10 protein-coding genes and 3 tRNA genes are annotated in these 12,384 nt (G+C 35.7%); 2 read left to right on the top strand and 11 right to left on the bottom strand.

Features of this window, described 5'->3' with window-relative positions:
• Positions 1-19: 19 nt before the first annotated feature.
• The 5 genes from fbp to PI23P_RS07665 all read right to left on the bottom strand — a co-directional run bounded on the left by fbp (position 20) and on the right by PI23P_RS07665 (position 5,925).
• On the bottom strand, positions 20-1,006 hold the full coding sequence (gene fbp, locus PI23P_RS07685) for a class 1 fructose-bisphosphatase (RefSeq protein ID WP_004570212.1): 987 nt from the start codon (positions 1,004-1,006) through the stop codon (positions 20-22).
• 274 nt (positions 1,007-1,280) lie between these two features.
• Positions 1,281-2,045 (bottom strand): hypothetical protein, encoded by a 765-nt coding sequence (locus tag PI23P_RS07680; RefSeq protein WP_004570211.1) that lies wholly within the window; start codon positions 2,043-2,045, stop codon positions 1,281-1,283.
• A 28-nt stretch (positions 2,046-2,073) separates the two neighbouring features.
• Positions 2,074-2,808 (bottom strand): MIP/aquaporin family protein, encoded by a 735-nt coding sequence (locus tag PI23P_RS07675; protein WP_004570210.1) that lies wholly within the window; start codon positions 2,806-2,808, stop codon positions 2,074-2,076.
• 29 nt (positions 2,809-2,837) lie between these two features.
• On the bottom strand, positions 2,838-4,334 hold the full coding sequence (glpK, locus tag PI23P_RS07670; protein ID WP_004570209.1) for a glycerol kinase GlpK: 1,497 nt from the start codon (positions 4,332-4,334) through the stop codon (positions 2,838-2,840).
• A gap of 31 nt (positions 4,335-4,365) precedes the next feature.
• Positions 4,366-5,925 carry a glycerol-3-phosphate dehydrogenase/oxidase gene (locus tag PI23P_RS07665; protein WP_004570208.1) on the bottom strand — a complete coding sequence of 520 codons (1,560 nt, stop codon included), beginning with the start codon at positions 5,923-5,925 and terminating at the stop codon, positions 4,366-4,368.
• Positions 5,926-6,233: 308 nt separating this feature from the next.
• On the opposite strand from PI23P_RS07665, the gene PI23P_RS07660 reads away from it, so the two are divergent.
• Complete coding sequence (locus PI23P_RS07660) at positions 6,234-7,001, top strand: DeoR/GlpR family DNA-binding transcription regulator (RefSeq protein ID WP_004570207.1); 768 nt, start codon at positions 6,234-6,236, stop codon at positions 6,999-7,001.
• 184 nt (positions 7,002-7,185) lie between these two features.
• Here PI23P_RS07660 and PI23P_RS07655 read toward each other — a convergent pair whose 3' ends face one another.
• The 6 genes from PI23P_RS07655 to PI23P_RS07630 all read right to left on the bottom strand — a co-directional run bounded on the left by PI23P_RS07655 (position 7,186) and on the right by PI23P_RS07630 (position 11,071).
• A complete protein-coding gene (locus PI23P_RS07655) occupies positions 7,186-7,512 on the bottom strand; it encodes a phage integrase SAM-like domain-containing protein (protein WP_302846532.1) in 327 nt (108 codons plus the stop codon).
• A 691-nt stretch (positions 7,513-8,203) separates the two neighbouring features.
• Positions 8,204-8,401, bottom strand: a complete 198-nt coding sequence (locus PI23P_RS07650; protein WP_238299994.1) for a hypothetical protein — start codon at positions 8,399-8,401, stop codon at positions 8,204-8,206.
• Positions 8,402-8,588: 187 nt separating this feature from the next.
• Positions 8,589-8,662, bottom strand: a tRNA-Arg gene (locus tag PI23P_RS07645).
• Between the two features lie 30 nt (positions 8,663-8,692).
• Positions 8,693-8,767: transfer RNA gene (locus PI23P_RS07640), tRNA-Pro, on the bottom strand.
• Positions 8,768-8,832: 65 nt separating this feature from the next.
• Positions 8,833-8,916: transfer RNA gene (locus PI23P_RS07635), tRNA-Ser, on the bottom strand.
• Between the two features lie 91 nt (positions 8,917-9,007).
• Positions 9,008-11,071 (bottom strand): HD family phosphohydrolase, encoded by a 2,064-nt coding sequence (locus tag PI23P_RS07630; RefSeq protein ID WP_004570202.1) that lies wholly within the window; start codon positions 11,069-11,071, stop codon positions 9,008-9,010.
• A gap of 135 nt (positions 11,072-11,206) precedes the next feature.
• On the opposite strand from PI23P_RS07630, the gene PI23P_RS07625 reads away from it, so the two are divergent.
• Complete coding sequence (locus PI23P_RS07625) at positions 11,207-12,382, top strand: acetyl-CoA C-acyltransferase (RefSeq protein ID WP_004570201.1); 1,176 nt, start codon at positions 11,207-11,209, stop codon at positions 12,380-12,382.
• Positions 12,383-12,384: the final 2 nt, after the last annotated feature.

The raw sequence follows: 12,384 nt of genomic DNA, 5'->3' as shown, positions 1-12,384 counted from the left end.
CTTTTATTATGCCCTACTTTTATAAAAACGATTCCAATTTTTCAACCATTTTTATACTTCCACAGTAAAAAGGACTGCGTTCATGAATCTCTAAAGGTTGCATATCCAAAACTCTTTGAAGTCCACTAATTGCTTTTCCACCAGCTTGTTCTGTAATAAAAGCAATTGGATTGCACTCGTATAACAACCGCAATTTTCCTTGATAGTTCGCATTGCAATTTGGATACATATAAATGCCACCTTTAATCATATTCCTATGAAAATCTGCAACCATGGACCCAATGTATCGAGCGGTATAAGCAACACCCGCTTTCACTTCCTGACAATATTTTAGATACTCTTTTATCCCTTGAGGAAAATGGTAATAATTGCCTTCATTCACTGAATATATATTTCCATTTGATGGAATTTTAATATCGGAATGTGAAAGGTAAAAGGAGCCGATCGCAGGATTTAAAGTAAACCCGTTTACACCATTTCCAGTCGTAAACACAAGCATTGTTGAAGTTCCATAAATAATATATCCCGCAGCTACCTGTTTGTTTCCTTTTTGTAAAAAGTCTTCTTTTTTAACAGGTGTTCCTATTGGGGTAACTCTTTTGTAGATTGAGAAAATTGTGCCAACCGGTACGTTTACATCAATATTAGAAGAGCCATCAAGAGGATCTATTAAAACAACATACTTATTGTGCAAAGCATTGTCATTTAAAATAATAAAATCGTCATTTTCTTCAGATACCACTCCGCAAACAACCTCTCTATTCGTAATGGCATTTATAAATACATCATTGGTATAAATGTCTAGTTTTTGCTGATCTTCCCCTTGAATATTCGTGCTTCCTGAATACCCAACGATATCGATTAAGCCCGCTTTATTAATTTTATGACTTACTATTTTTGCTGCTAATTTTATTGCACTTAACAATCGAGAAAACTCTCCAGATGTCGCTTGGTAGTGTTTCTGATTTTCAATTATAAATTCGCCTAAAGTTCTATTTTTATTCATTTAAATTTGTTTACTAGGGCAAACTTCCCAAAAAGTAATTGCACTTTACAAGATGATCTCTTTCTTTTTTTTTACTACTGAAACTTTAAAGTTGCACCCCTTGATCGCCTATACAGGTACTCATAAAAATTTGGAAGCTTTCAATTTGAATTATAATTTATTTATTTTTCTTCCGTAAAATCTCAAACTTCTGTTCTAAAAGAAGTGCACGCTTCGCATCACTTTGATAGATTTTACGTACTGATCTCAAACTAAATAACTGTTCACAGTTTCCTTAAAAAAGATGCGCAATTAATTGAACTCTTGCATATTTTACAGAAGGATTCCATAATGTATTTACAGAAAAAGGCAGGTTGTGATCCCCAAACTTAACGGTTTTAGAAAAAGTAAAACCAACGTTTACGAGATCAAAATTTTGGGTTCCGTCTCCATAAATATGAGTATCTCCGTTCAATGAGAGTCCTGCACCTACAAAACCACTTACAGTTACCTTTGACGCTGTTATCAACGGGTATGCTACTTGAACATAAGTGGAATACCGTTGTTCAAAATTCAAATGGGTGTATTGCCCATCAACACTTCCACGCAAGAACACATTTGCTTGCAGAGATAGCGGAAAACTATCTCCAAAATTATAGGAAGTTCTTAGATCTAATATATGCCCTGTAGTTTCTTTGTTATAATTCCAAACATCAGGGTTTTCATTGCCTCTGGTATTAAATAAATTCCAGAAGCCGATAGAAAAACCGTTATCTGCATACTGCAAATAATAATTTATTTCTTTGTATGATGTGCCATCACTCTCATTTGAAAAAGCCATCCCCCCCCAAAAACCAGTAGAAATACTGCCTGATTTATTTAATTTCAATTTTATAAAAACAGCGGCCATTGGTTTGTCTGAAATAATTAAACCTCTCCACAAATGACTTGTTTTTATCGCTACTGAAAAGTCAACGAAACCCTCTTTTAATTGCTTTTTTTGGGCAGAAGAAACCTGCGCCGCAAATGCAGCTAAAAGTATAAATAATACTTTTTTCATTTAATTTATTTTTAAATTTTATTGAAAATTATACAGACAAATACGTATATAAGAAGGCTGCTGCCAAGCATCCTATAATAGGTCCCGCGATAGGGATCCAGGCGTATCCCCAATTACTTTTTCCTTTTATTGGTAAAATAGCGTGCATAATTCTTGGTCCTAAATCTCTCACTGGATTTATGGCATACCCCGTTGTACCACCCAATGACAAACCGATTACCCAAACTAACAACGCTACCGGTACCGCACCGAGTGAGCCTAAACCTATTTTAGTCCCAGTAGAAATGCCTAAATCAATATTTGGTCCAGCCAAATGAAATATCGTAAATACCAGTACAAATGTTCCAATAATTTCACTGATCAAATTTGAAGCTGTATTCCTAATGGCTGGTAAAGTGCAAAAGCAGGCTAGTTTTCCTACTTCATCCTCGGTTGCTTTAAAATGATCTTTGTAAAACAACCAGACTAAAAAGGCCCCTAACATGGCACCAATCAGCTCTCCAACAAGATACTCTGGTACTAAAGTCCAAGACAATTTTCCTGCTGTTGCAAGCGCGATGGTAACCGCTGGGTTTAAATGCGCTCCACTTGAAGGACCAGCAATTACAACTCCTACAAATACTGCTAAAGCCCAACCTGTTGTTATTACAATCCATCCAGAATTGTTTCCTTTTGTACCTTGTAAAACTACATTTGCAACCACTCCATTGCCCAATAGAATAAGCATCATTGTACCTAAGATTTCTGCGACTAAAATTGACATAATTATTTGTATTATTTAGTTAAACAAATTTAATCCTCATACCAGTTTTGTGAACATTTTACTGCTTTATGCCAATAATGCAACATCTCTTTAATTTTTGCTTCATCACCAGCAGGCTCGAAAACCTTGTCTACAGTCCATTGCGATTGAATATCATCGACACTGTCCCAAAATCCAACGGCCAAACCAGCCAAATAAGCAGCTCCTAAGACTGTTGTTTCTAACGTTTTTGGACGCAATATTTTAAAACCAAATAAATCTGATTGTATTTGCATTAGTAAATTACTTGCGGCGGCTCCCCCATCAACTCGTAATTCAATACTTTTTTCACCAGCATCGGCTTCCATTGCTTTTACAATGTCAAATACCTGAAATGCAATGCCTTCTAATGTCGCTCGAGCGATGTGCGCATCTGAAGTTCCCCTTGTAATACCAAGAATCGCACCACGAGCATAGGGATCCCAATAGGGCGCGCCTAAACCTGTTAATGCTGGCACGAAATACACACCACCATTATCACTTACTGTCTCTGCTAAATAACTTATGCCTGGCGCTGTTTTTACCATTTTTGCACCATCTCGCATCCATTGCACGGCAGAGCCTCCAACAAATACACTTCCCTCTAAAGCATAAGTCGTTTTCCCATTAATTTTCCAAGCAACCGTAGTCAATAAATTATTTTTAGAATACACCGCTTTTTCACCCGTATTCATCAACAAAAAACAACCTGTACCGTAAGTGTTTTTCACCATACCAGGTTTTGTACACATTTGCCCAAACAATGCTGCTTGCTGATCTCCAGCGATACCTGCAATAGGAATTTTTGTTGAAAATAAAGTTGTAGATGTGGTTCCATAAACCTCACTACTTTCTTTTACTTCAGGTAAAATAGCTCTAGGGATGTTGAATAATTGCAATAATTCTTCATCCCATTCTAACGTGTGTATGTTTAGAAGCATTGTACGGCTTGCGTTCGAAACATCGGTGATAAACATTCTACCTCGAGTTAACTTCCACACTAAAAATGTATCAACAGTGCCAAAGCATAATTTGCCTGCTTCAGCTTTTTCTCTTGCTCCCTCAACATTATCTAAAATCCACTTCAATTTAGTGGCTGAAAAATAAGCATCTAAAATAAGACCTGTCTTTCTTTTAATCATATCTCCATGACCTGCAGCTTTTAACGAATCACACAACTTTGCTGTTCTTCGATCTTGCCATACAATTGCATTGTACACCGCTTCACCAGTTTCACGATCCCAAACAATAGTGGTTTCTCTTTGGTTGGTGATACCAATTGCTGCAATATCTTCTCCTGTAATTCCCGCTTTCGCAATAACTTCAGCAGCTACAGATATTTGAGAAGACCATATTTCACTTGGATCGTGCTCTACCCACCCCGAAACCGGAAAAATTTGTTCAAAAGGCTTTTGAGAAACGCGTACAATTTCTCCACTGTGATTAAATAAAATTGCTCTTGAAGAGGTTGTGCCTTGATCTAAAGCTAAGATTAACTTGTCTTTCATTTTTTAGATAATTTTAGTTTTTAATTAGTTTTTATAAAATATACTTTAAAGTAACCTCCATATAATCTGCTACCTGTTTTTCTTGCCAATCTTGGTCTTTTCCCAATTCATTTGCCATTATTTTTGCTACCTGCGGTGCCATCTTTATGCTCTCCTGTGCATCCAGCAACTGACAACGCGTTCTTCGCGCTAAAAAATCTTCTATCGTGCGTGCCATCTCATATTTAACCGCCCAAACAACTTGCGCATTTATTACTTGAAGTGCTTCACTTATGTGTGTATCCATTCCCTCCTCTTTGGCTAAATTTAACAAACCCTCCTCGTCAGATCCATAAAAATATAACGGGTTTTCATAGACCACATGCTCTTTATAACCGTGAATTTTTAAATTTCTTGTTTTTGTTGAAATATGAGACCAACCTAGTTTTTTTTCTGCTTTATCAACCAAATCCTCACCCATTTTTCTATAAGTTGTCCATTTACCACCAATCATAGTAAGCAATCCCGAATCAGATTCGAATATTTTATGACTTCTAGAAATCTCTTTTGTCTTACTTCCGTTTCCTTTCGAAGCGGCTAAAGGTCTTAATCCTGCAAAAACACTTAACACGTCGGCTCTTAAAGGAGCTTTTGTTAAATACCTAGCGGCCGTCTTCAAAATAAATTCTATTTCTTCTTCTAAGGCAATCGGCTCTAAAGACTCTTTTGCAATAGGAGTATCTGTAGTTCCAACAACCACTCTGTTGTGCCAAGGCACCAAAAACAAAACTCTGCCATCATCTGTCTTTGGAATCATAATACCGTGACTCCCTGGTAAAAAGGATTTGTCTAAAACCAAATGAACGCCTTGACTTGGAGCAATTGTTTTTTCAGCACGAGGCGAATCCATTTTTAAAATATCATCTGCAAAAACTCCGGTTGCGTTTACAACTTGCTTTCCTTTTATTTCGTATTCTTTCGCTGTTTCTTGATCTATAAACTTGACACCAGTCACCTTTCCTGCACTATTTTTAACCAACCCTTTAACATCACAATAATTGAGAACAGTTGCTCCTAAGCCTACAGCGGTCTGCAGTGTATTTATTGCCAGTCTCGTATCATCAAATTGACCATCGTGATACTCAACTCCTGCTGATATTTTTTCTGGATTAATGGTAGAAATACGTTGTATCGTTTTTGATTTAGATAGCCATTTAGATTTACCTAAACTTAATTTACCTGCTAATAAATCATATAAAGTCAAACCAACAGTATACAAAACCTCATCATAAAAACCATGTGTAGGTATTATAAAAGATAAGTTTTTAACTAAATGAGGAGCGTTTTTAACCAGCAAACCTCTTTCTGTTAAAGCCTCTCTTACCAAACTAATGTTACCCTGTTCTAAATAGCGAACTCCCCCGTGTACCAACTTCGTACTCTTACTTGATGTAGATTTTGTAAAATCTGACTTTTCTAGCAACAACACAGAGTATCCTCTTGCAGACGCCTCTAGTGCAATGCCAATGCCTGTAGCCCCACCACCTATTACTACAAAATCATACTCTTTAGAATTATTATCGATTTCACCAATCATTTCATTTCTAATCATCCTCTTCTTATATTATATTTTGGTTAGTACTCTGATTGTAAATATATAATCAATATGAAACATAATGAAACTTTTTGAAAGTATTTTGAAATTATTTTTAATTTATTAGGTTTCATAAGGCTTCGAGAGAGGTGTTGAGGGGTCAATATAGCATAGAAAAGTGTTAAATTAGCGTAGTTTCCGTGTTTATTCGACCTTCACGAATGCGCAAACAGTCGTATAATCACCAAAAAAACATTTCATGTACACGAAAGCTGTGATCGCAAAAAAATTATAAGGTATATTTGCTTTGATAAAAATCCAAAAGAATGATTGTGAATATCGCTGAACGCCATGAACTTATTCTCAACAAATTAGAGGAAGAAGGTTTTGTAACCGTTTCAGAATTAAGTAAAGTGTTTAAAGTTTCTTCAGTAACAATCCGAAAAGACTTGACACTACTTGAAGAATTAAATTTATTATTTCGATCAAACGGAAAAGCAATACGGAAAAACCCATACATCCGTGAAAAAACTGTAAATGAAAAAGAGAAAATTCATCACGATGAGAAAAATAAAATAGCCATCAAAGCGGCTCAATTAATAAAACCTTTTGACAGTGTTATTCTTGCATCCGGAACAACCATTATTCAATTGGCACATCAAATAAAACCTGTAAAAGGAATGACTATTTTAACAGCATCCTTAAACGCTGCATTGATCGTTTCTAATTTGAATGATGTGAATGTTATCCAACTTGGCGGCATTGTTAGAAAAAGTTCTTCTTCAGTTATTGGTCCTTTGGGCGAACAGATGCTTTCGGAATTCAATTGCTCAAAATTATTTTTAGGTGTTGACGGCATTGACCTCAATTCTGGTCTAACCACAACCAGCTTAATGGAAGCCTCGATAAATAAATTAATGATAAAATCTGCGCAAAAAATAATCATTCTAGCAGACTCCTCGAAATTTGGAAGAAAAGGCTTCGGAAGAATCTGTGGTCTGGAAGATGTTGACCAAATAATTACAGATGACGGAATAGAAGACAGCTACAGGGACAAACTGATAGAATTGGGAATAGACGTTTTAGTCGTTTAATTTTTGTTTCGTTATTTATTACGAACAATACTTGTTTTACACAAAATAAGTCTACCACCACCAAAAAAAAGGGGCCAAACGCAGCAATAATCCATAAAAGCAACTGTATATGCAAATTTGATGTGACCCCACGAAAATAATATTTTTTAATACGTACAAACACAACAAACATTTATGCGTTGTTTTAACACTGTAACCCTTCATCCATTAAATAAACAATTACAGCCTTATACTTCTTGTTCTTATACAAATGGAAAGGATCTTTCTGTAGATAGTTTTCAGCAATGGCAAACTGAATTATTTTCTTTATTCTCTGGATGCTTCTATATACTGTTGCTTGCCTCAGTTTCAATTCAGTTTTAAAAAAGTAAGCCAAGTCTTTGATAAATTTTAAATCCAAATCTTTCAACCTCACATCTTTTCTTTTGTAAGACTTCGTAATAACCGAAGTCGCTTTCCTCCAGCGCTCCCCAAACCTACTCCAAAAAAGTTGATTACATTTAACTCCTATTCGCTTTTTAGTCTTTTAATTGTGCAACTCATACCCACCAAAGATGCTAATTTCCTTTTTAGAATCCTCTCCTTTATACTTTAGATACATATCGTCTACATCAAACTCATTAGGTAAGATTTGAAGCATTTAAAAAGCGGTATCTATTGTTGCTAGTTAAGACTTAATTTGATGTTTAAAAGTGCGTTTTCCTTACTTAGACCTCAAATTTTTTGTTTAAGACTGCTCCAATAATTTGAATTGGTGAAGATACCCTTTGAGAGCTCCTCTCTAATTTTGCTAATCTTATTTGACATTGTGCTTTTTTATTTATCCTAATTCTTTTAAAAAAAATGAGTATTATTAAATTATATATTTTGTTTTTTATAAAAAGAATACACCTCAAGAAAATTTGGTACACCTGACTGTGCAACTAAAAAGGTGTAATTTCATTTATAAATTACATTTGAAAATACTGCGAACCACTATATATCCTAGAAAGTTTAGAACAACAAAAAAGCCTCGCATTTCTGCGAAGCTTTATTCATAGTTTTCAAAATCCTAATACTATTTGAAGGCGCGCTTTAACGAATGTGACTTTAACTTACAAATAGTCACTACACCTATTTTGAACTGACACTTTTTACCTACTTATATGTCACAATACGGGGCTTGCTTTCTCTACAAACCTTTTCACTATAAATTCGTTTAACTACTGCTTACGAACAGCAGAGCGATGCACCTCTTGTTCCTTTTGTTTTGATTCTAAAGTGCTGTTTGCATTCGAATATTTGATATAAAATAATGTGATTAAAAATAGCACGCCAAAAAATAGTGCGGCAACTGCAAAAGCATACTCCTTTTGATCCTTATTTTTTTTTACACTTGAATTGGTATTACTTGTAAACATAACTTTTTTTTTAAATAAATTTATTAAATACAACGCGCACTATAAAATCAATAGAGAAGCCATAAAAACAACATTATCAATACTTACACCTTATTTTTAAGTGCGTATAACCTGCCTGAATCCAAGCAATATTCATGGAGACATCAAGTAAAAACAAAAAAGCCTCACATTTCTGTGAAGCTTTAAGTGAGCCCTGGAGGATTCGAACCTCCGACCGCCTCCTTAGAAGGGAGGTGCTCTATCCAGCTGAGCTAAGAGCCCGTAGTTTTAAAGTTGCTACGTACAACTGTGTCGGGGTGGCAGGATTCGAACCTGCGACCTCCTCGTCCCAAACGAGGCGCGATGACCGGGCTACGCTACACCCCGAAGACATTCCGCTACATATTGCTTTTAAAAATAGTAAAAACAATACTGGAGTTTCTTAAAATTTGCGGAGAGACAGGGACTCGAACCCTGGCGACAGTTACCCGTCGACAGATTAGCAATCTGCTCCATTACCGCTCTGGCACCTCTCCTTTTTATGAACTTGTTTGCAACTCTTTTAAATTGCGAGTGCAAATGTAATATTACATTTACAATTTAACAAGATGTTTTTTACTTTATTTTCTACTCGGGATATTCAACTCTCAAATGATACATATTTAAAAGTTTTTTCTTGATTACCTTTTTAATCGTTTCAATCTCTTTAAACGTGATATCTGAATTTAAAAACTGATTGTCTGCCATTTGCTTTTCAATGATTTTATCTATTAAAGCACTGATAGATTGCGCACTAGGTGTTTTCAAACTCTTAGAAGCAGCTTCTGCAGCATCACACATCATTAAAATTGCTGTTTCTTTTGAAAATGGATTTGGTCCATGATACTGAAATTTTTTAATGTCAACTTCTATACCTGGATTCATTTCTCTTTCTTTTATCAGAAAATAGTAAGTGGTACTAGTCCCGTGATGTGTTCTTATAAAATCGATAATTCGATCTGGTAACTTGTATTTTTTTGCAATCTCCACCCCCTTTATCACATGGTCCACGATTATTTTAGCACTGTCTCTTGGAGAAAGATCGTGGTGCGGATTTACACCGGTTGTTTGATTTTCAGTAAAATACATGGGATTCATCATTTTTCCAATATCGTGATACAAAGCTCCTGTTCTTACCAGCATGGAATTTGCACCGATTTCATTGGCTGCAGCTTCTGCCAAGTTTGCTACCTGCATGGAGTGCTGAAAAGTACCTGGTGCTTTCTCATTTAACTCTCGTAACAGTTTGGTGTTGGTATTTGACAACTCTAATAAAGTAACGTCAGAAACCAATCCAAATACTTTTTCATAGATATAAATCAAAATAATAGACAAAAAAGACAGCAGACCATTTAAGGCAAATAATATAAAGTATTGCAAGTTGATTTGCCCTGCGTTGCCCTCTTTAATAATAGAAAAAGCCAAATAGGTAAGCATATAAATTCCTGTGATCTGAGCGACAGAAATAAATAAGTTCGCTCTTTTGTAAAGCTCTGAAACTGTAAGAATCGTTACCATCCCTGCAATAATATGTAAGTATATAAACTCGAAACTATCGGGAACAATATAACCCAAGAGCAATACTGTTAACACATGTGTAAACAACCCTAAACGGGCATCAAAAAAGGCTTTTAAAACGATGGGAAGTACACTTAAAGGAACCACATAGAGGTAGTCTGAATTGTAATTAATAACCAATGTCTGTATGAAAATCATAGAAAAAACATTGAAGAATATAAAAGTAACCTTGTTGTTATTTTCATAAATCTCTACCCGATACTTTTTTAAAAATAACAAAAGCATCAGTAAAGCCAAAGAAACTAAAATACTATACCCTAAAATAATCCAATTGTAACTAGATTCTGTCCACACCTTAGATTCCGATTCACTTTTTAGAGAATTTAAAATTGCTAATTTTTTCCCTTCCACAATGTCTCCTTTGAGAATAATAAGCCCTCCAGATGAAACTTTGCCTTTTGTGTAGGAAATATTCTTATACTCGTTTGCAAGCACTTTGTTTGTAAACACCGCGTCATAACTTACATTGGGCTTGATCAACTCCGAAAGGACATTAAAAACTTGTGCGCTGGTATAATTGGCAAAATGACCTTCTAAATCCGCTGTAATCACTTTTAAAACTGTACTTGACATGTAAAAGTTTTTAAAAGGAATGTCTTGCACTACATTTTTTTTTCTAATGGCCACCAACACCTCTTTATCTTCTAGCTTTTCCTGAATACTCGCTTCCAAAAATCCAAACTCATATACTTTATCGATAGTGGTTAACCCAATTTCCTGAAAAACATTCTTCTCATCTAACGATAAAGAAGCATTCAAAAACAAAGCTGCCATTCTTTTTTTGAAAGTATTTTTAACGTTGACAACCATGGTATTGTCAGCAATAAAATACAGTTTCGAATTGGCCACTATTTGTGCTTTTTCATTCTTAATTTCTGCTTCAGATTTCTGAATAGCGAAATCAAAAGGAGCATATAAATTGTCGTATTTCCATAATTGACTGTTGCTAAAGTCGTACTTAAATTGCCCTCCTTTGGGAAATAAATAAACAATCGCCAGCGTAGTGATCAAAAATAAAATCACTTTGTAGATAATGGTATTCTTTTGATAGAGTTTATTTACGAAATTGCTCATGGATAGTGTCTTGTGATGACAAACTTACTGCAAAAAAGTGACGCTTAGAAATTCAGCAGAAACAAACGGATAAAATTGATTAAAAAATAGTAATTTAGCCTGCAATCTTATCTTAAAATAAACTCAAAATAGCATATGAAAGAAGTCGTAATTGTAGCTGTTGCAAGAACACCAATCGGAAGTTTTATGGGAAGTTTAGCTACAATCCCCGCAACCAAATTAGGAGCTATCGCCATCAAAGGAGCGCTGGAAAAAATCAATTTAGCACCGTCCATGGTTGAAGAAGTTTTTATGGGAAATGTCGTTTCCGCAGGCTTAGGTCAAGCGCCAGCAAGACAAGCGGCAATTTATGCCGGAATCCCGGATACTGTGCCGTGTACTACCGTAAATAAAGTGTGTGCTTCGGGCATGAAAGCCATCATGTTGGCTGCTCAAACTATTGCACTTGGAGATGCTGAAATTGTGGTTGCTGGTGGCATGGAAAACATGAGTTCGATTCCACATTATCAACATGCAAGAAATGGCATTAAGTTTGGAGGCATCACACTAGAAGATGGAATGCAAAGAGATGGCTTGGTAGATGCATATGATCAAGTGCCTATGGGAGTTTGTGCAGATGCTTGTGCTTCAAAATATAACTTCTCTAGGGAAGATCAAGATGCTTTTGCAATACAGTCTTATCAGCGTTCTGCACAAGCTTGGAGTGCAGGGAAATATGCAGATGAAATTGTACCTGTAACAATTCCACAGAGACGTGGAGATCCCATTATTTTTTCTGAAGATGAAGAGTATAAAAACGTAAAAATAGAAAAAATTCCAGCATTGCGCGCTGCTTTTACAAAAGACGGAACCGTTACTGCTGCAAATGCTTCTACAATCAACGATGGTGGCGCTGCCCTTGTTTTAATGTCTTTAGAAAAGGCTACTGAATTAAAGTTAAAACCACTTGCTAAAATCAAAAGCTATGCAGATGCAGCGCAGGCGCCTGAATGGTTTACAACCGCACCAGCAAAGGCATTACCAAAAGCACTCGCAAAAGCAAATATTGACATCGCTGATGTAGATTATTTTGAACTAAACGAAGCTTTTTCTGTGGTTGGTTTAGCAAATATGAAACTATTACAAATTACCGATGAAAAAGTAAACATCAATGGTGGAGCGGTCTCCCTAGGGCATCCTTTGGGTGTTTCTGGTGCTCGAATAGTCATTGCCTTAACAACGGTATTAAAACAAAATAATGCCAAAATTGGGGCCGCAGCCATCTGTAATGGTGGTGGTGGCGCAAGTGCAATGGTATTGGAAAGAATTTAATT

Origin of the sequence: Polaribacter irgensii 23-P, from assembly GCF_000153225.1 — a bacterium.
GTDB classification, from domain to species: Bacteria; Bacteroidota; Bacteroidia; order Flavobacteriales; family Flavobacteriaceae; genus Polaribacter; species Polaribacter irgensii.
This window is presented reverse-complemented; position numbering and strand designations above follow the sequence as displayed.